Below are 20,537 nucleotides of genomic sequence, written 5' to 3'. Positions count from 1 at the left end.
GGTCACTTCGGTCCGTCAATTGAAGCAAAAAAGCGCTTCAAATTGCCGGCCCTCCAGTGCTGGTCGCCGATAAACGGGCGCCTTGCGCATTTCTATATGGTCTAGCTGCAGGCGCCATCGTCTCGAGGTCACTTCGGTCCGTCAATTGAAGCGGGCGCCTTGCGCATTTCTATATGGTCTAGCTGCAGGCGCCATCGTCTCGAGGTCACTTCGGTCCGTCAATTGAAGCAAAAAAGCGCTTCAAATTGCCGGCCCTCCAGTGCTGGTCGCCGATAAACGGGCGCCTTACGCATTTCTATATGGAAATATGATAAAATACTAGTACTAATCTTTTGTTCAGAAGAGAGAGGGGTTTACGATTGAATAAATTAGTTTTAATTGATGGGAATAGCATTGCCTACCGTGCGTTTTTTGCATTGCCGTTGTTGAACAATGAAAAGGGTGTATACACCAATGCCGTCCTAGGGTTTACAACAATGCTATTGAAAGTAATTGAAGAAGAGAAGCCAACCCATATGCTTGTCGCTTTTGATGCGGGCAAAACGACGTTCCGTCACGAAACGTATGGTGAGTATAAAAGCGGTCGTCAAAAAACGCCTGGTGAATTATCAGAACAGCTTCCGTTATTACGCGAGCTATTAGATGCCTTTAATATTTCACGTGTCGAGATTGAGAACTATGAGGCCGATGATATTATCGGAACGCTTGCGAAAGAGGCGGAAGAAAAAGGTTGGGAGGTAAAAGTCTATTCAGGAGACAAAGACTTGCTACAACTTGTTTCATCAAATGTGACCGTTGCCCTTACACGAAAAGGAATTACAAATGTTGATACATATGACCTGGCGTTGATCGATGAAACGTATGGGATTCGTCCAGAGCAAATCATTGATATGAAAGGATTGATGGGGGATAACTCCGATAATATTCCGGGTGTACCTGGAGTCGGTGAAAAAACAGCATTGAAACTTCTTAAACAATTTGGCTCTGTGGAAGCTGTTCTTGAGTCGATTGATCAAGTCTCTGGTAAGAAAATGAAGGAGAAGCTCGAAGAAAATCGTGAGCAAGCATTGATGAGTAAGGAGCTAGCGACAATCTTTCGTGAGGCTCCCGTTGATGTTGATCTTGAAACGTTATCTTTCGGCGAATATGATACCGATAAGGTAGTTGAGCTATTTAAAGAGCTGGAATTTAAATCATTGCTCACTAAATTCTCAGGCGAAGATGAAGACGAAGTAGAAGCGTCATTTGATGAACTTAACTTTGAAATCGTCACAGAAGTTAAAGAAGAGCACCTTCGTAAGCCTGCTGCGATGGTCGTTGAGGTGCTAGATGAAAATTACCATGAGGCAGATATTCTAGGGATGTCGATTGTGAACGAAACGGGCCGCTATTTTATTGCGACTGATGTGGCGTTATCATCACAAGTGTTTCTTGATTGGGCACGTGATCCAAAAGCGGAAAAATATATTTTTGATGCGAAACGCGCAATCGTTGCACTTGGCTGGAAAGGTGTCGCTTTAGAAGGGGTGGTATTCGATTTATTAATCGCTTCCTATGTGTTAGATCCATCTGTATCGACCCATGAAATTGCGTCCATCGCGAAACGAAAAGGAAGTAAGCAGCAGGTCCATGAAGATGAAGCAGTCTACGGAAAGGGAGCTAAGCGTCACGTACCAAATGAAGAGGAGTTGTCAGATCATCTTGTTCGTAAGGCGAATGTTCTCTACTCATTGCGAGCTGATTTAGAACAGGAGTTACGGGATAATAAACAATATGAGTTGTTCTTTGATTTGGAGATGCCATTGTCGATCGTTCTAGCAAAGATGGAATCAACCGGTGTAACGGTCGATGTTGAGATACTCAAACAGATGGGTGAGGAATTAGACGAGCGTCTAACTAAATTCCAGGAGGAGATCCATACGTTAGCGGGTGAAGATTTTAACATAAATTCACCAAAACAATTGGGTAAGGTGTTGTTTGAGACATTAGAGTTACCCATTATCAAAAAAACCAAGACCGGTTACTCAACGTCTGCGGATGTGTTAGAAAAGCTCAAAGACGAACATGAGATTATTTCGTTAATCCTTCACTATCGTCAGCTCGGCAAGCTTAAGTCGACATATATTGATGGGTTACTAAAGGTTGTTCATAACGATACAAATAAAATCCATACGATGTTTAATCAGGCGATCACGCAAACGGGCCGTCTAAGTTCAACTGAGCCAAACCTGCAGAATATCCCGATTCGCCTTGAGGAAGGTAGAAAGATTCGTCGTGCATTCGTACCAACTGAGCAAGATTCGGTCATTCTTGCTGCTGATTATTCGCAAATTGAATTGCGTGTGCTTGCCCATATCGCTAATGATGAGAAGTTGATCACTGCGTTTAATGAGGATATGGATATTCATACGAAGACGGCGATGGATGTCTTTCATGTGAGTGAAGAAGAGGTCACATCTTTGATGCGACGTAGCGCAAAAGCAGTTAACTTTGGGATCGTTTATGGGATTAGTGATTATGGCCTTTCTCAAAATCTACAGATTACACGGAAAGAAGCGGCTGAGTTTATTGAACGTTACTTTGAGAGTTACCCTCGTGTCAAACAATATATGGATACGATTGTTGAAGAGGCTAGGGAAAAAGGCTACGTGACGACGATGCTTGAACGTCGCCGCTATTTACCAGAGATTACAAGCCGTAATTTCAATCAACGTAGCTTTGCTGAACGTACAGCGATGAATACACCGATTCAAGGGACAGCCGCTGATATTATTAAAAAAGCGATGGTTGACATCAATGAACGACTTGAAGAAGAGCAGTTGAAAACAAAAATGCTTTTACAAGTACACGATGAATTAATCTTTGAAGTACCAGAAGATGAAATCGAAAAAGTAAAAACGCTTGTTCCTGAAGTGATGGAACATGCAATCAAACTTGCGGTACCACTCAAGGTCGACCTAGACTATGGACCGACATGGTATGACGCAAAGTAGGCTTGGAGTAGCAACTGATCATATAAAGGGGTAGAACGAAATATGCCTGAATTACCTGAAGTAGAAACGGTTAAACGAACGTTACAGGAATTAGTCGTTGGGAAAACGATTCGTGACGTGCAAGTTTTTTGGCCAAAAATCATTAAACGACCAGATGATACCGAGGAGTTTCGCCTCGCGCTTCAAGCACAGACGATCGAATCGATCGAGCGACGCGGTAAGTTCCTTAAGTTCATTTTTGCTGACGATGTGTTAGTGTCTCATTTACGAATGGAAGGTCGCTATGGCGTTTATCAGCCCAATGACCCGCTTGATAAGCATACCCATGTTGTTTTTCAACTTGAAGATGGGAGTGAGCTTCGTTATTCAGATGTTAGAAAGTTTGGAACGATGCATATATTTAAGAAAGGAACAGAGGAAGATTACCTTCCACTTAAACAGCTAGGGGTTGAGCCATTTTCTTCGGAGTTTACACCCGAGCTCCTCGCTCATGCTTTCAAGAAGACAACAAGAAAAGTGAAAGTGGCCTTACTTGATCAAAAAACGGTGGTTGGTCTTGGTAATATCTATGTCGATGAAGCACTGTTTCATGCGGGTATTCACCCTGAACGTCTAGCGAATGAGTTGACGTTTGCTGAGATTACTAAGCTTCACCAGCAGGTCATTGCCACATTACAAGAGGCTGTTGACCAAGGTGGAAGCTCCATTAAGTCCTATGTAAATGGTCAAGGAGAAATGGGGATGTTTCAGCAACAGCTCTATGTATACGGACGAAAAGATGAGCCATGCAAGCTATGTGGCACGATTATAGCGAAAACCGTTGTCGGTGGGAGAGGTACGCATTATTGCTTGAATTGCCAAAAATAATGTACATTGGATAGGCTCCTACCATATACTATCGTATCAGTAGGTGGAAGGAGCTTTTCACTATGGTAGAGATTCTTTCTTTATTACTTCTAGCTCTTGCTGTCAGTTTAGATAGCTTCGGTGTCGGATTAACGTATGGACTTCGAAAAATGAAATTGCCATTTAAATCACTTTTATTTATCGCTTCATGTTCCGCCATCTCGATTTTAATTGCCATGGGTTTTGGCACAGCGATTCAAAGCTACTTATCGCCTGCATTTGCTGAAGCGTTAGGGGGAATCATCCTTATCCTCATTGGTGCATGGGCGTTGTACCAAGTGTATAAACCGGCGAAACAAGAGAAGAAAAATAAGGAAGATCGAGTGATTATCAATTTCGAAATAAAAATGCTCGGCGTCGTCGTAAAAATTTTGCGTAAACCGATGGTCGCTGACTTTGATGATTCTGGAACAATCACAGGGCGCGAAGCTTTTTTATTAGGTGTTGCCCTTTCATTAGACGCCTTTGGTGCAGGGATTGGTGCTGCATTAATCGGCTTTTCTCCGATATGGATGGCGGTGTCAGTTGCGTGCATGAGTGCGTTGTTCGTAACATTTGGTATGAAAAGCGGGAATTTCTTTGCTGACTCCTATTGGGTAAAAAAATTCTCCTTTATCCCAGGAGTGTTATTAATTTTATTAGGATGTTGGAATTTATTTTAAAACGGAGGAAAAAAGAAAATGATTGTAGGGTTAACAGGCGGTATTGCCAGTGGGAAGAGTTCGGTCACACGCCTGCTCAAAGAATATGGGATTGCAGTCATTGATGCTGATCTCGTTGCACGTGAAGTCGTTGAGGCAGGTGAAGAAGCGTACCAAAAAATCGTGGACCATTTTGGAGAAACGATTTTAGCTTCGGATAAAACCATTGCGAGAAAAAAGTTGGGAGAAATTGTTTTTAACGATGAAGAGGAACGAAATGCGTTAAATGCCATTGTACATCCAGCGATTCGTAAGCGAATGCTTGAGCAAAAAGAATCATACGAAAAAGAAGGAAGGGAACTGATTGTTTATGACCTTCCTTTATTATTTGAGAATGAGCTTACACATATGGTTGAAAAAATTATTCTTGTCTATGTCGATGCTGATGTCCAATTACAGCGACTTATGGAACGCGATCAATCAACACGCGAGGAGGCATTAAGTCGTATTCGTTCACAAATGCCGATTGCAGAAAAGCTAAGTCTTGCTGATGAGGTAATTGATAATAATGGGTCGCGAGATGAAACGAAGCAGCAGCTTCTTGAGATTTTAAAAAAGTGGAACATTACTGTACATGATGTTGACTGAAATAGTGTCGCTTCTAAGCGTGAGGCTAAACTGCCATGAAGGGAATATACCTTTGTGGCAGTTTTTTTATTAACTCGGATAACACATTCATGCAGGCGAAGTGATGTCTAACTCGTCCTAGTCGTGGACGGACAATCGACTTTGCGATTAGGCTTACTAAATTGCTTGTGAAAAGGTTTGAGTAGGTCATTGTTGGTATTGTTTGCCTAATTGTTAATAATTTTTCATCTTTTATTAAAATTTCTCACTTCAATTGCATATTATATGTTATACTAATTCGTAGAAAAAATCATTTAGTATAACATAAATGGTGACGAGGAGGAGTTTGTGAGTATGAGCGCAAAAATAGCAATTAATGGATTTGGACGAATTGGGAGAATGGTTTTTAGAAAAGCAATTCTTGATGATAAATTAGATGTCGTTGCAATTAATGCAAGTTATCCAGCAGAGACTCTTGCTCATTTAATTAAGTACGATAGTATTCACGGTACTTTTTCTGGGGAAGTTAAACCAAATGGAGACGAAATTCTTATCAATAATAAAGCGGTTAAGCTTTTAAGTTCACGTGATCCAAAGCAATTACCTTGGGATGAATTAGGTGTAGATATTGTTGTTGAAGCAACAGGTAAATTTAAATCTAAAGAAACAGCTGGCTACCATATTGAAGCAGGTGCCAAAAAAGTTGTGATTACCGCTCCTGGTAAAAACGAAGATGTTACGATTGTTATGGGCGTGAATGAAAAGGATTACAATCCGGAGCAACACGATGTTATTTCTAACGCATCATGTACAACGAACTGCTTGGCACCAGTAGCTAAAGTCATTGATGAAAAGTTCGGAATTGAAAGCGGTATGATGACAACGGTTCATGCCTACACTAATGATCAAAAAAATATTGATAATCCTCATAAAGATTTACGAAGAGCACGTGCTTGCGGACAATCGATTATTCCGACTTCAACAGGGGCAGCTAAAGCAATTTCAAAAGTTCTTCCACAATTAGAAGGAAAGTTAAATGGAATGGCATTACGCGTGCCAACACCGAATGTGTCATTGGTTGACCTTGTAGTTAATGTTCGTCGCGATGTAACCGTTGAAGAAATTAATGCTGAGTTAGAAAAAGCCTCTCAAGGTGAATTAAAAGGTATTCTAGGGTTTACAAATGACCCACTCGTATCTGTCGATTTTAACGGCGATGAAAATTCATCAATTATTGATGGCTTATCTACGATGGTCATGGCTGATAAACAAATCAAAGTGTTAGCGTGGTACGACAACGAATGGGGTTATTCTTGCCGAGTGGTTGATTTAGTGAAACACGTGGCAACAGCACTCCCTAAAAAAGCAGAGATTGGTATCTCTTAACATCGTGCATAACAAAGGTATAGGTAACAGAAAATAAGGTTGTTCCCCTACACGAATGATTTATGTTTGTGTAACAATGCATCATTTACTTGTTTGAAAAAGATGATTGCAAATCGATTCTAAAACAAGTATACTATTTTTCGTGAACTTCGACGAAAGCAACATAGGAAGAGCATATTACTCTAAGGGTTAGGACCTCTTAGGACTAACTTTCCCCCGTGGTAATCGCTCTTCCTGCATGCTTAAGAAGGCATGAAAATTTTTTAACAAGGGGGATTCAACTTATGGATACGATGGGACGTCACGTCATTGCAGAGTTATGGGATTGTGACATAGAAAAGTTGAATAACATGAACTTCATTGAACAAACATTTGTCGATGCTGCATTAGAGGCAGGAGCGGAAGTAAGGGAAGTCGCATTCCATAAGTTTGCCCCGCAGGGAGTAAGTGGAGTGGTAATTATTTCAGAATCACATTTAACCATCCACAGTTTTCCGGAACATGGCTATGCAAGCATAGACGTTTATACGTGTGGAGACATCATTGACCCAAATGTCGCTTCAAATTATATATCAAAGGCACTAGGCGCAAAGAAGTCTGAAGTTGTCGAGGTGCCGAGGGGAATTGGACCAATTAAAGTTGGAAAACCAAAAGTTGAAGCATTATAATGGTATAGTCAAAAAAGAGGTGTGAGTCACACCTCTTTTTTTGTTTAGTTTTAAAGGTGGGTATTAATGATAGAAAGGAATTTGATAAGGACCTGCAAGATGAGCGTTCGATTGCGAATGATTTCTTGTCATGGTGTGCTTTTTTCTATATTATTAATTAAAGAAGGTTTAATGTTCATAAAAACCGTAGAAGAAGTAGAAGTGAACTCAAGTGGAGATGATTATAATGCGATGTCCGACATGTAACTATAACGGAACACGAGTACTTGATTCGAGACCAAGCAATGAAGGACGTTCGATTCGACGACGACGTGAATGTGAATCATGTCAGCATCGGTTCACAACGTTTGAAATTGTCGAAGAGCTACCATTGGTTGTTGTCAAAAAGGAGGGGACGCGTGAAGAATTCAGCCGTGAAAAAATTCTCCGTGGTCTCATTCGAGCGTGCGAGAAGCGTCCTGTATCTCTAGAAACATTAGAGGACATAGTCAATGGGGTCGAACGTGACCTCCGTAATAAAGGGGTATCAGAAGTTAATAGTCACCAGGTTGGTGAATTGGTGATGGAGCGTCTGGCGCACGTTGATGATGTGGCATATGTACGTTTTGCCTCGGTCTACCGACAGTTTAAAGATATTAATGTGTTCATTAAAGAATTAAAAGAATTAATCAATCGTGATGAATCAAAACATTCGTAAAAGATGAGCTTAAGGCAAAGGACTTAAAGCTCTTTTTTTGCAAATAAATCATATGAATAAGTCATGTTAATCGGAAAGTTTGGAACGAAAGGTGGGGAACATGAACTGGCACTGGAAACATTTACTACCCGTTGATCGTTATACTGTACGGACGGTTGACCATTTGACGGATTTGGATCAAAAGGTATTGACATTATTGTACCAGCCTTTAATTGGTGCTCTCGCCTATAGCCTATATATGACCTTGTTTTCGCAGCTTGAAAGGGACAGCTTTTGGAGTGACGACCAAACTCATCGTGGCCTAATGACGATGATGGGTATGGATCTTGATGCGATTTTTGAGGAACGGAAAAAGCTAGAAGCGATCGGTCTCGTGAAGACCTATAAGAAAACAGAAGAAGATGCAACGCGCTATTTATATGAGCTACAGCCCCCGATGTCTCCGCAGCATTTTTTTACAAATGATGTATTAAGTGTTTATTTATATAATCGGCTAGGGAAAAGCAAATATCGGGCGACGCGTGAGCGGTTTATGGTCGACAAACTAAATAAAGATGAGTATGAAGAAGTGACACATGGATTTGATGAAGTCTTTTCTTCATTGCACCATTCTGAAATTATCGCCAATCATCAATCTGAGCTCACAGAAGCTATTTCTTTGGACAAGAATAAAGATATTATTACTAGAAATGGCCAAGGTGAGCTCGTCTTTGCTGAGCAAGCTTTTGATTTTGATTTACTACTTGCTGATTTATCTGATTTTGTGGCCTCAGAAGCGATGTTAACACCTGAAGTAAAGGACGCCATTATTCGTCTTGCGTTTGTTTATCGAATCGAACCATTAGAGATGAGTAAGATTGTCCAACAAGCAGCGATTCATGATGATGAGATTAGTGTAGAGGAACTTCGCAAACGGGTCCAGGAGTGGTATCGCATTGAATATGGAAATGAACCACCATCGTTAGCGCTGCGAACACAGCCTGCAGACCATCGTCTTATGGATGATAAGGTGCCTGTCACCGAAGAAGAGAAAATGATTAAGTTGTATGAAACAACTTCACCATTATCATTGCTTGAGAACCGTTCAGATGGGGCGAAGGTTCCACTTCCTGATGTAAAATTAGTTGAGGGTTTGCTGTTGGATTATCAATTATTACCAGGTGTAGCGAATGTCCTGATCGATTATATTTTAAAGACAAATGATATGAAATTAACAAAACCATTGGTTGATAAAATTGCTGGGCATTGGTCGCGTAAAAATATGAAAACTGTAAGTGAAGCGATGGAGTTTGCAAAACGAGAATATCGACGAACCTTGGAATGGAAACAAAACAAAGGGAATCAACCGAAGCGTTCAGCGAACCGAAAACAAAATGTTCGAAAAGATAAATTACCGAAATGGTTTAATACGGAAGAGCAAGGGCAACAACCTGTACAAGAAGAGAAAGACGACGGTGAGTTACAAAAAGAGAAAGAGCGGTTTGAGTTGTTGATGAATCAGCTTCGTGCTCAAAAAAAGAAAAAGGAGGAGTAAAATGTGGAATCAATCAAGTCAGCAATGGAACAGTTTATGAAAAACCGTGATTTCATGCAACAGTATGATACGTTAAAAGAGCAATTATATGAAGATCGGCGCATCCAAGCCTTTTTGAAAGAACACCCGACCGTGACAACAGAAGTCATCGAAAGAAGCTTAACTAAGCTATTTGAATTTAAAGGTGAGCGCACAAATTGTGATGCGTGCCCTGGACTTGACGCTTGTAAAAACATGATCCAAGGCTATCAACCTGAATTAATCGAAGGTCGCGGTCGAATTGAGCTTCAATATAACCCGTGCGAGCTTAAGCGAAAGTATGACGAACGGAAGCAACAGCAAGAACTGATTAAAAGTTTGCACGTCCCGAAGGAAATTCTTCAGGCTAGCTTCGACCAACTCGATCAAGATAATGAACGGATGACAGCAAGTGCTGCTGCACTTGAATTCGCCATCAATGCCCAGCCTGGGGAAGATGGCCGCGGATTATACTTTTATGGTCAATTCGGTGTTGGTAAAACGTATATTATGGGTGCTATAGCTCAAGAGCTTGCTGATCGTAACATTGAAACATTGCTTGTCTACACGCCGGATTTTTTCAGGGAGATTAAGAATTCATTAGGTGATGGAACGTTTAATGAGAAAATTGAAAAGGTCAAACGTGCCCAAGTTTTAATCCTTGACGATATTGGCGCTGAAAACATGTCAAGTTGGATTCGTGATGAGGTGTTAGGTGTCATTTTACAATATCGTATGATGGAGAAGCTCCCAACGCTGTATACATCAAATTATGATTTAGATGAGTTGGAGGAACATCTTTCCTACTCGGAAAAAGGTGGGATTGAACAGCTCAAGGCCAAGCGTATTATGGAACGAATCCGTCATTATACGAAGCCGATTTTTATTAAAGGTAGAAATCGTCGTTCATAGTAGGATGATTCTAGAAGTGATTGTAAAGGTTTTTAGCTTTTATAATCACTTTTTTCGATGATTCTGCAAATTTATTTTTTGAGGTTAAGACAAGAAATCGTCACCAATCTGTGATACTATTAAACTAGCTTTTTATATTAATGGGGGTTTATCTACATGAGCATAGATCACATTTTAGAACGTGCACGTACAGGTGAGCGGATCACGATAGAGGATGCAATCAAGCTCTATGAGAGTGATGAAGTTGAAAAAATCGGAGAAGTTGCCAATGAAATTATGAAAAAATGGCACCCAGAACCAGAAACAACATTTGTCATTGGTCGTAATGTAAACTATACAAATTTTTGTGACACGTATTGCCGCTTTTGTGCGTTTTACCGACCACCTGGTCATGAAGATGGATATGTCCTAAGCGATGAAGAAATTTATAAAAAGATTCAAGAAACAATGGATGTCAATGGAACAGAGATCTTAATGCAAGGCGGGACAAACCCTGATCTTCCATTAAGTTATTATACGGACTTATTAAGAAATATTAAAGAGCGTTTTGATATTACGATGCATTCATTCTCACCAGCTGAAATTTGGAAGATTGTTGAAGTATCAGGCTTGTCACTAGAGGAAGTTTTAACAGAGTTGAAAGAAGCAGGATTGGATTCTGTTCCTGGAGGCGGTGCTGAGATTTTAACAGACAAGACAAGAAAGCGTGTGAGTCGCATCAAGAGCTCGTGGAAAGAATGGATTGAATGCATGAAGATGGTGAAAAAAGTCGGTATGCACGGTACAGCAACTATGGTGATAGGGTTAGGTGAAACGTATGAAGAACGTGCGCTTCACTTGCAACGTATTCGTGATGCTCAAGATGAATCAGATTGCTTCCTTGCCTTTATTTCATGGACGTTCCAGCCTGAAAATACAAACCTTCCTGGTGAGAAGACACCACCGGAAGAGTATTTGAAAAACGTTGCGATCTCTCGTATTTTCCTTGATAATGTTGCAAACTTCCAATCATCTTGGGTGACAATGGGGCCAGAAGTAGGGAAGAAATCACTTCACTATGGCTGCAACGATTTTGGTTCAACGATGATGGAAGAAAATGTAGTTTCAGCTGCCGGCACAACACATAAAGTCAATACGAATCAGATCTTACAATTAATTAGAGAAGCAGGTAAAATACCTGTACAACGAAATACAAAGTATGAAGTCGTCCGCCGTTTTGATAGTGAAGAGGCGACTGAAAAAGATTTTGTTATGCAAAATTAAATAATACCTTTGCGTAAAAACCCTGTTGGTGAGCAAAACCAACAGGGTTTTTTGTGTTGAACTGATAAGTGGAGGAGTGTGCTTGCTCGCACCGCCTTTGGAGGGGGAGAGGGATCTTGTGGTTCTTGGTTCCTCTATTTGTGATAAAAATGCTTACTATCAAAGGGAAGTGGATCTAGGTTCCGTTATTGGATGAGAATGGGTGATCCTCCTAAGCAATAACATGGATCGCCATACTCCTAATCGTAGTAACTAAACTAACAATCTCAAGGTCCTGATTTTATCCTTTAATTCAAAAAAATTTAAATCATTTTTCTGCATTGTCCTCATAGGTATGTAATAGAGACATTTTGATAAGAGACCAACCAACGAACGATCAACTATATATGCAATTGACGAGTAAGTAACAAGGAGGAGTTTGTATTGATTTCGATTCATTTTGAGGAAAAAGATGAGTGTAGACAAGTATTTGAACAATTAAAGCTACATACTGAAAAATATAAATCACTTGGCTTGCACAGTACTGTAGAATGTTTGCATGACCAAATCATTACGATTACGGATGATAAGCATGATGATCATTTCTATGAAACCGTACAACCATTAATTGTATCGATCTTAACGAACCACATCATTGCCGAGAAGGAAGAAGAGTGGTTATTAAATATTATAGAGTCCATGTTTTATTTTAAAGATCCCGAGGAGAAAAATCAGATCGTAACGATTGCGCGTTCTATTATTGAAGGTGACCGTGAAGATTTGCCCCGCAGCATTAAGAAGTTCTACGCTAGGGAATCGCTCATTTATGAAGCGTTTGCGTCATGCCTAAGGAAAGATTCTACCCTTTATTATGATCCGTTTTTAACGTTTCGGTTGAAAGCGTATGGTGAAATGCTGATTGATTGTGTAGAAATTGCTATTGATGAATATATGCTCGAACAAGAGTATCAAAATATGGTTGAGAGTTTTCGCTTTTTTATTAAAGTGAAGCCTGCCAAAGTCGATGTGATTCACCTCGTTCATAAGGAATCGTTTAGCTTTTATGATCAGCAGTTTAGAAAGCTGACGCCTTCTGAAATTAGTGAATATCTTGATGAGGAGCTGCGCTTTGAGGATGGGGTGCCGATTGAAGAGATGGTGATTAGCCCACTTGTGAGTATGTCACCAAAGAAAATTTTCTTGTATTCAAATACGGTTGATGATGGCGTGATTCAGACGATTCAAACCGTGTTTCAAGAAAGAGTATCTCTTCATCACCTTCGTGAGTTTACGTATGGTGAGCATCAAGATACGCTTTTGCAATGAATTAGGAAAAAGTTCATTGTGCGCTTGATTTTATTATCTTAAATTCATATAATACTACATAGTAAATGAATTTAAGATGATAAGAAGTATTGAAGAGGACAAGAGTGAATGTTACGGTTTTCAGAGAGGGGAGTCTAAGGCTGTGAGCTTCCTAACACGAATATTGACTTACCACCTCAGAACTTCAGCAGGGAACCATTAGTATCTGCTGACGGCTACAGACCGTTATTCTGATCCATGAGCCGTAGGAGGTCGTACTGATCAACTACGGGAACAAGGGTGGAACCACGAGATCAACACTCGTCCCTTTTTTGTAGGGATGGGTGTTTTTTAATGTCCATTTACTTAATAATGAGCACATCAAGAACAGTTGAATTAATAAGAAGGAGTGGAAGCAGCATGGCAGAAGCAGTCAAAATTACATTTCCAGACGGGGCGGTAAAGGAGTTTGAAAAAGGAGTAACAACAGAAGATATTGCCGCTTCAATTAGCCCAGGGTTAAAGAAAAAAGCCGTAGCCGGAAAAGTGAACGGCAACGTTGTTGATCTTAAGCGTAGCATTGAAGAAAATGCAAGCATTGAGATTGTTACACTTGATTCTGACGAGGGCTTAGAGGTGTTTAGACATAGTACAGCTCACCTGATGGCTCAAGCGATTAAACGTTTATTTCCAAATGTAAAACTCGGGATTGGACCAGTCATTGAAAATGGCTTCTATTATGATATTGATATGGAGCACACACTTACGCCTGAGGACTTGCCTAAAATTGAAAAAGAAATGAAGAAAATTATTAGCGAGAACCTTGAAATTAAGCGTCGTGTCGTCACACGTGAAGAAGCGTTAAGCATCTATGAGGAAATTGGAGATCACTTAAAAATTGAATTGATCAAGGAGCTTCCTGAGGGTGAACTTATCACCATTTATGACCAGGGTGAATTTTTCGATCTTTGTCGTGGGCCGCATTTACCGTCAACAGGTAAAATCAAAGCGATTAAGCTGTTAAGCATTGCTGGTGCGTACTGGCGTGGAAACAGTGACAATCAAATGTTACAACGTATATATGGAACGGCTTTTCCGAAGCAAGGGGAGCTTGATGAGTACCTACGTTTGTTAGAAGAGGCGAAAGAAAGGGATCATCGTAAGCTAGGGAAAGAGCTTGGATTATTTATGATTTCACAGCAAGTTGGACAAGGTTTACCGGTGTGGCTTCCAAAAGGGTCAACGGTTCGTCGTACGATCGAGCGCTATATTGTTGATCTAGAGGAACGCCTTGGTTATGAGCATGTGTATACACCACACTTAGCGAATGTCGACCTTTATAAAACATCGGGTCACTGGGATCATTACCAAGAAAATATGTACCCACCGATGCAAATTGATAATGAAGAGCTAGTGCTTCGTCCAATGAACTGTCCGCATCATATGATGATCTATAATAACGAGCTCCGTAGTTACCGTAACTTACCACTTCGTGTCGCAGAGCTTGGTACGATGCATCGTTATGAAATGTCAGGCGCTCTTGCAGGGTTGCAACGTGTACGTTCAATGACGTTAAATGATGCTCACATCTTCTGTCGCCCTGATCAAATCAAAGAAGAATTTATTTCAGTCGTGAAACTCATTCAAGAAGTATACAAAGACTTCGGTTTAGATGAGTATTACTTCCGTTTATCATACCGCGATCCTGAAGATAAGGAAAAGTATGTTGATAACGATGAAATGTGGAACAAGGCACAAGATATGTTAAAAGAAGCGATGGATGACATGGGTCTTGATTATGTTGAGGCTGAAGGAGAGGCGGCGTTCTATGGACCGAAGCTTGACGTTCAAGTTCGTACTGCACTTGGAAAAGATGAAACATTATCAACCGTACAGCTAGACTTCCACCTGCCGAACCGTTTTGATATGACGTACATCGGTGAGGATGGCAAAGAGCATCGCCCAGTCGTCATTCACCGCGGCGTTGTTTCAACAATGGAGCGTTTTGTTGCCTTCTTAATTGAAGAGTACAAAGGGGCCTTCCCAACGTGGCTTGCACCTGTACAAGTGGAAGTGATCCCTGTTTCAGCTGATGTTCACCTTGATTATGCAAAACAAGTACAAGAGCAGCTACAAAAAGCTGGTGTTCGTGTTGAGGTTGATACGCGTGATGAAAAAATCGGCTATAAAATCCGTGAAGCACAAATGCAAAAGGTTCCTTACATGCTCGTCCTAGGTGATAAAGAAATTGAAGGACAAGCTGTTAATGTTCGAAAATACGGTGAGCAAAAATCTGAATCAATGACATTAGATGCATTTATTGACTCGATTACAACAGATATTGCTAACCGTTCAAAATAATTGCGAAAAAACGTAAGCATGACGGAGGGCACTGAAAAAGTGTGGAATTCACTTTTTCAGTGCCCTTTATGTAATGTGCGAAGCCATTACTCTTCCTGAATTGACCTGCCTGTTACTTTTTCAGCAGTCTCGCATGACGCTTGCAGTTTTTTTGTTTCCTTAAATGGGCATCCTTCTCAACTCAATGATGAAAGGTAGCATGTTACAAATGTTGTTGCTTGTACTAGAAAAAAGCGATAAGATGTAAAATAAAACGAGTGAGTGATCATTCGTATGCTAGATAAAGTAGGATGAATGTCCTCTTGTTAATGAGTTAAGGGGGTAGATGATGCATCGACCTAAGGTAAGTGATAAAGGATTAAAAGAAATTTTTGCAACACTACATAATCAGCTCAGTGAAAATGTTACAGATTCATCTATCTTTCACACATTCAATGAACTAAAAGATATCATCAATGCTCTTGATGATTCAACGATTATCACGATTACGGACCATAATGGAACAATCATTAGTGCAAATGACACGTTTTGTGCCATTTCAAAATATAAAAGAGAAGAGCTATTTGGGAAAAATCATCGAATTTTAAAATCTGGCTACCATTCAGATGCATTCTACCAAAACATGTGGCAGACGATTTCAAGCGGCCACGCCTGGGAAGGCGAAATGAAAAACCAGGCAAAGGATGGAAGTTATTATTGGGTGAAAACTAAAATTATCCCATATCTTGATCAGACAACGAACGATTACAATTATATAGCGATCCAATCTGATATTACCAAGGGAAAGGCTCTAGAAGAAAGGCTTAGACAATCCGTACGAAATGATTATGAGGAGGTTATTAAGAATATTGGTAATTCTGTTTTTAAAGTACGTAAAAAAGCAGATCAACCATTTACATTAACCTTTTTCGAAGGAAAGCTCGCAAATAAATTTGGTTTGAAAACCAATAATGTGTACGGTAAGGAACTTTCTGAGATCTTTCCGGCGGATGTCGTTACAGTTTTTAAAGAGTACCTTCATGAGGCTCTATTAGGTGAGGTGGTCACGTTTGAATACCCAAGTGGTGACCAATACTTTCATGTGACGTTATCCCCGATGTTTGCTGGTGAAGATGTTACAGAGGTGGTTGGGACCATCAATGACATCACGGAAGTAAAGAGGTACGAGTCGACTGTTGAGCATATGGCGTACCATCATCCGTTAACAGACTTGCCCAATCGAAGCCAGTTGCTCTGCCAGTTAACGGATCGGATGAGTGATGCTAAAGCCAGTCAAGAGCCGTTTACTGTTGTGATGATCGATCTTGATCATTTTAAATACATCAACGATTCTTCAGGTCATTCTGTTGGTGATGAAATTCTTTTAAGGGTTAGCGAACGTTTAAAAATCGTGGGGTTAGAGCGCTATAGTCCTGATTTCTCGCTATTTCATTTAGGTGGAGATGAATTTGTCTTCGTAGTGGAGGGTTATACTCAAAGCAAGCTTTCAGCCATGATTGATGAGATATTTTCGGTGTTTAAACGCCCATTTCAAGTTAATGATATCGAATATTTTCTTAACGCAAGTGTTGGTGTGAGTTCATTTCCTACAAATGGGCAAAACCCAGAGGAAGTATTAAAAAATGCAGATACGGCGATGTTTTCAGCTAAAGAACGTGGACGTAATACGTATCAAGTGTATACATCTGTGATGAACCGTAATTTGCTGAAAAAGTTGCAAATCGAGATGGATCTGCGAAAGGCGTTACGAAATGATGAGTTCATTCTTTATTATCAACCGCAGCTTGATTTACGCAATCAGAAAATATGTGGAGTAGAAGCGCTCATTCGTTGGCAGCACCCAACGAAAGGATTTATTTCCCCAGGAGAGTTCATCCCTGTTGCTGAAGATACAGGCCTTGTTGTCCCGTTAGGAGAATGGGTGCTTAAACATGCATGCGAGCAGGTGAAGTGCTGGGAAGATGCGGGGATCACAGACCTTCGTGTTAGTGTAAATATTGCAACGACACATTTTCAACGTCGTGACTTTGTTGAGATGGTTGAGGCGATTTTAGCTGAAACAGGTGTCGAGGGAAAGTCATTAGAACTAGAGATTACTGAAAATAGTTTGATGGAGTATTCGACGGAAACAACAACGATCTTAAAAAGGTTAAATCAGCTAGGGATTCGAATTTCCATTGACGATTTTGGTACAGGTTACTCGTCACTTGCTTACCTGAAAAAATTCCCAATCTCAACGTTAAAAATTGATCAATCGTTTGTTCGTGATTTGACGACTGATTTTGATGACCGTGCGATTGTCACGACGATCATTAATTTGGCCAAAAACTTGCGTCTAAAAGTGATTGCTGAAGGCGTCGAAACAAACGAAGCGCTTGATTTTTTGACGGGTGAAGGCTGTGATGAAATGCAAGGGTATTTGTTTAGTAAGCCGGTTGCAGCTGATGAGGCGAAGCGTTTGATTAGAAAGGTAAATGATTCAGACTAAAAAAACGTTTGACAGGGTAAAATAGCTATGGTAAAGTGATTAAGTAATTTAATATTGGACACAAAGCAAGCAGAAGCGCCCGCTTCTCACCTGCTTGACGCATAACATGTTGTTGACAGGTTTACGATGTAAGATGATCGAAAAATAGAGTGTGGGCGAAGTATGTGCCGACACTTTTTTTATTTGCTTCAACATCGATAGGTTGCGTAAATGTAAAACAATTTAGTCGGGGCTGACTGAGGCGCTCGTGCTTTTCAAATGCTTTGATCCGTTAAAAACCTTGGAGGTGGCTAATTATTAGTAAAGACATGATGGTCAACGAGGGTATCCGTGCCCGCGAAGTACGTCTAATTGGTGCGAATGGTGATCAAATTGGTGTGAAGTCGAAACAAGAGGCTTTAAGTATGGCGCAAAACGCCAATCTAGATTTAGTAATGGTTGCACCGAATGCTAAACCACCTGTATGCCGCATTATGGACTATGGTAAGTTTAGATTTGAACAACAAAAGAAAGAAAAAGAAGCTCGTAAAAAGCAAAAGGTCATTAATGTGAAGGAAGTACGTTTAAGTCCAAACATTGAGGACCATGATTTCAATACAAAGCTTCGTAATGCAAGAAAGTTCCTCTCAAAAGGGGATAAAGTAAAGGCTGCAATTCGATTCCGCGGACGTGCGATCACTCATTCAGAAATTGGTAAAAGCGTGTTAGAACGTTTAGCTAAAGAATGTGAAGACATTGCCTCAATTGAAGCAAAACCCAAAATGGAAGGCCGCAGCATGTTCTTAATCTTAGCACCGAAGAACGAGAAATAAGGTTGGCCCGACTAGAAGATTTTTAAAGGAGGAACTAGAAATGCCTAAAATGAAGACACATAAAGGCGCTGCAAAGCGTTTTAAGAAAACTGGAAGTGGGAAACTGAAACGTTCACATGGTTTCACTAGTCACTTATTCGCTAACAAATCAACAAAGCAAAAGCGTAAACTACGTAAAGCTGCGATGGTTCACAGCGGAGATTTCAAACGTATTCGTCAGATGTTAACGTACAAAAAATAATAATTAATTGGAAATTTTAACATACAAGTTGTTAAAGTATTAAGGAGGGAAACACGATGCCAAGAGTTAAAGGCGGTTATGTCGCTCGTCGTCGTCGTAAGAAAGTATTAAAGTTAGCAAAAGGGTATCATGGTTCGAAACATAGATTATTTAAAACAGCACAAGGTCAGGTAATGAAATCATTACTATATGCTTACCGTGATCGTCGCCAAAAGAAACGCGACTTCCGTAAGCTATGGATTACTCGTATCAATGCAGCTGCTCGTATGAATGGTCTTTCATACAGCCGTATGATGCACGGATTAAAAGTTGCTGGTATTGATGTAAACCGTAAAATCCTAGCAGACCTTGCTATCAATGATGAAAAGGCATTTGCTGAACTAGCATCAAAAGCTAAAGCAAGTCTTAATTCATAAGAGCTGAAGCTAGAAAAATAGGAGGCTGTCCCATAAGTGACACCACCGAGGTACAAGATACAGTACAACTTTTGAAATAAAGTTCTACATGTTTTGTATCGGGTGTTTGTTACTTGACGGACAGCCTTTTTCTTTTTAAAAGGGTGAGAGAGTATACATGTATATTGAAAAATGTTTAGCGCTGGGCGTCATTGATCCAACCTATTTGGTACTACACCTATGGTAACAATGATCCTATTCGTCTATGCTATGATCATCAACATGATCGCCGTTGTCACAATGAAAGTTGATAAACATCAAGCGAAAAAAAGCCAATGGCGTGTGCCTGAAAAGCGCTTATTCTTCCTAGCACTGTTCGGTGGAGCGATGGGGATCTATATTGGGATGAAGCGGTATCGACATAAAACGAAACATGTAACGTTTACCATCGGCATTCCAACTATCATCATCCTTCAGATCGCTTTGATTCTGTTTTTTATAGTGACATAGGATATTACAGTATCTCATAATATAGACAAAGGAGGGATCAAGGTGGAACACTCTTTTGATAGTATTTTGTTATTTATTGAAGGCAGTGGCTGGATGGCTCCAATCTTTTTTATCCTACTGCACGTCTTTCGACAGTTTTTATTTATTCCTGTTGTCTTTATATGTTTACTTGGTGGTTATTTGTTCGGTGTCATTCCAGGAACGATTTATTCACTAATTGGTTTAACTGTCATGAGTGTCGTTTTCTATAGCTTCGTACATGCGTTTCCTACTTGGCTGAACAAATTATCAGCGATGCAACAAAAATGGCTAGGTGAGCGTGAGTCACTGAATATTGCACAACTAATGATTTTACGAACAATGCCGTTTATTCATTTTCATTTGGTTTCTCTTTATTTGATCGAGATTACCGATAATGTTAAGGAATATACGAGGCTTTCGTTTTTAGCAAGTATTCCACCAGCGTTCCTATATACCGCATTTGGACATATCATTAGTGAAATGCCTTTAAGTGTCGGGTTGATGTTATTAGCTATTTTGCTAACTCTGTTTTATATTGTTGGTCGAAAAGATACCATTTATAAATGGAATGAATTTTTCTCGATTCGTTCGACGTGATGGGTGAGAAAGCTTGTTAGGCGTTTGGTGCTTAACGAGCTTTTTTATTGGTGCTTCGCTCGACCCTATCCGTGGAGATCATGTTGCCTGCTTGTGTAAGCCGAAAACAGGCTTACACCGCATTCAACTTGATATCCACTACGTCGACTAACGTCGCCGCAAACGGTTAGCACCGTTTGGGGT

19 protein-coding genes and 2 other annotated features are annotated in these 20,537 nt (G+C 40.2%); all 19 genes read left to right on the top strand.

Features of this window, described 5'->3' with window-relative positions; translation table 11 throughout:
* Positions 1 to 359 precede the first annotated feature (359 nt).
* Complete coding sequence (polA, locus tag KH400_RS00920) at positions 360 to 2,993, top strand: DNA polymerase I (protein ID WP_217221302.1); 2,634 nt, start codon at positions 360 to 362, stop codon at positions 2,991 to 2,993.
* Positions 2,994 to 3,035: 42 nt separating this feature from the next.
* Positions 3,036 to 3,860: a DNA-formamidopyrimidine glycosylase gene (gene mutM, locus KH400_RS00915; protein ID WP_217221301.1), complete on the top strand. Its 825-nt coding sequence runs from the start codon at positions 3,036 to 3,038 to the stop codon at positions 3,858 to 3,860.
* Between the two features lie 62 nt (positions 3,861 to 3,922).
* Entirely contained in the window at positions 3,923 to 4,561 is a 639-nt protein-coding gene (gene ytaF, locus KH400_RS00910; protein ID WP_217221300.1) for a sporulation membrane protein YtaF, read from the top strand.
* Between the two features lie 18 nt (positions 4,562 to 4,579).
* Positions 4,580 to 5,188: a dephospho-CoA kinase gene (gene coaE, locus KH400_RS00905; protein WP_217221299.1), complete on the top strand. Its 609-nt coding sequence runs from the start codon at positions 4,580 to 4,582 to the stop codon at positions 5,186 to 5,188.
* Positions 5,189 to 5,521: 333 nt separating this feature from the next.
* On the top strand, positions 5,522 to 6,553 hold the full coding sequence (locus KH400_RS00900; protein WP_217221298.1) for a glyceraldehyde-3-phosphate dehydrogenase: 1,032 nt from the start codon (positions 5,522 to 5,524) through the stop codon (positions 6,551 to 6,553).
* A gap of 284 nt (positions 6,554 to 6,837) precedes the next feature.
* On the top strand, positions 6,838 to 7,221 hold the full coding sequence (gene speD, locus KH400_RS00895) for an adenosylmethionine decarboxylase (RefSeq protein ID WP_246589108.1): 384 nt from the start codon (positions 6,838 to 6,840) through the stop codon (positions 7,219 to 7,221).
* A gap of 99 nt (positions 7,222 to 7,320) precedes the next feature.
* Entirely contained in the window at positions 7,321 to 7,467 is a 147-nt protein-coding gene (locus tag KH400_RS00890; RefSeq protein WP_217221297.1) for a hypothetical protein, read from the top strand.
* Entirely contained in the window at positions 7,448 to 7,918 is a 471-nt protein-coding gene (gene nrdR, locus KH400_RS00885; protein ID WP_217221296.1) for a transcriptional regulator NrdR, read from the top strand. Before KH400_RS00890 ends, nrdR begins: the two co-directional genes overlap by 20 nt.
* Before the next feature lie 100 nt (positions 7,919 to 8,018).
* The gene (locus KH400_RS00880; protein ID WP_217221295.1) at positions 8,019 to 9,452 is read left to right on the top strand and encodes a replication initiation and membrane attachment family protein; all 1,434 of its coding nucleotides are present in this window, start codon (positions 8,019 to 8,021) and stop codon (positions 9,450 to 9,452) included.
* A 3-nt stretch (positions 9,453 to 9,455) separates the two neighbouring features.
* The gene (gene dnaI / locus KH400_RS00875; protein ID WP_217221294.1) at positions 9,456 to 10,382 is read left to right on the top strand and encodes a primosomal protein DnaI; all 927 of its coding nucleotides are present in this window, start codon (positions 9,456 to 9,458) and stop codon (positions 10,380 to 10,382) included.
* A 156-nt stretch (positions 10,383 to 10,538) separates the two neighbouring features.
* Positions 10,539 to 11,645: a cyclic dehypoxanthinyl futalosine synthase gene (gene mqnC, locus KH400_RS00870; RefSeq protein ID WP_217221293.1), complete on the top strand. Its 1,107-nt coding sequence runs from the start codon at positions 10,539 to 10,541 to the stop codon at positions 11,643 to 11,645.
* Between the two features lie 423 nt (positions 11,646 to 12,068).
* Entirely contained in the window at positions 12,069 to 12,950 is an 882-nt protein-coding gene (ytxC, locus tag KH400_RS00865; RefSeq protein WP_217221292.1) for a putative sporulation protein YtxC, read from the top strand.
* Between the two features lie 80 nt (positions 12,951 to 13,030).
* Positions 13,031 to 13,261 (top strand) — a binding site (T-box leader).
* Between the two features lie 88 nt (positions 13,262 to 13,349).
* Complete coding sequence (thrS, locus tag KH400_RS00860; protein ID WP_217221291.1) at positions 13,350 to 15,290, top strand: threonine--tRNA ligase; 1,941 nt, start codon at positions 13,350 to 13,352, stop codon at positions 15,288 to 15,290.
* A 325-nt stretch (positions 15,291 to 15,615) separates the two neighbouring features.
* A complete protein-coding gene (locus KH400_RS00855) occupies positions 15,616 to 17,778 on the top strand; it encodes a sensor domain-containing protein (RefSeq protein ID WP_217221290.1) in 2,163 nt (720 codons plus the stop codon).
* A 61-nt stretch (positions 17,779 to 17,839) separates the two neighbouring features.
* Positions 17,840 to 17,964 (top strand) — a sequence feature (ribosomal protein L20 leader region).
* 122 nt (positions 17,965 to 18,086) lie between these two features.
* Positions 18,087 to 18,590, top strand: a complete 504-nt coding sequence (gene infC, locus KH400_RS00850) for a translation initiation factor IF-3 (RefSeq protein WP_217221289.1) — start codon at positions 18,087 to 18,089, stop codon at positions 18,588 to 18,590.
* Positions 18,591 to 18,630: 40 nt separating this feature from the next.
* Entirely contained in the window at positions 18,631 to 18,831 is a 201-nt protein-coding gene (rpmI, locus tag KH400_RS00845) for a 50S ribosomal protein L35 (protein ID WP_217221288.1), read from the top strand.
* 56 nt (positions 18,832 to 18,887) lie between these two features.
* The gene (rplT, locus tag KH400_RS00840; protein WP_217221287.1) at positions 18,888 to 19,247 is read left to right on the top strand and encodes a 50S ribosomal protein L20; all 360 of its coding nucleotides are present in this window, start codon (positions 18,888 to 18,890) and stop codon (positions 19,245 to 19,247) included.
* Between the two features lie 219 nt (positions 19,248 to 19,466).
* Positions 19,467 to 19,736 carry a DUF1294 domain-containing protein gene (locus tag KH400_RS00835; protein WP_246589107.1) on the top strand — a complete coding sequence of 90 codons (270 nt, stop codon included), beginning with the start codon at positions 19,467 to 19,469 and terminating at the stop codon, positions 19,734 to 19,736.
* A gap of 42 nt (positions 19,737 to 19,778) precedes the next feature.
* A complete protein-coding gene (locus KH400_RS00830; protein ID WP_217221286.1) occupies positions 19,779 to 20,354 on the top strand; it encodes a TVP38/TMEM64 family protein in 576 nt (191 codons plus the stop codon).
* Positions 20,355 to 20,537 lie beyond the last annotated feature (183 nt).

The sequence above is a fragment of the Desertibacillus haloalkaliphilus genome (genome assembly GCF_019039105.1).
In the GTDB taxonomy this organism is placed as follows: Bacteria; Bacillota; Bacilli; order Bacillales; family KJ1-10-99; genus Desertibacillus; species Desertibacillus haloalkaliphilus.
This window is presented reverse-complemented; position numbering and strand designations above follow the sequence as displayed.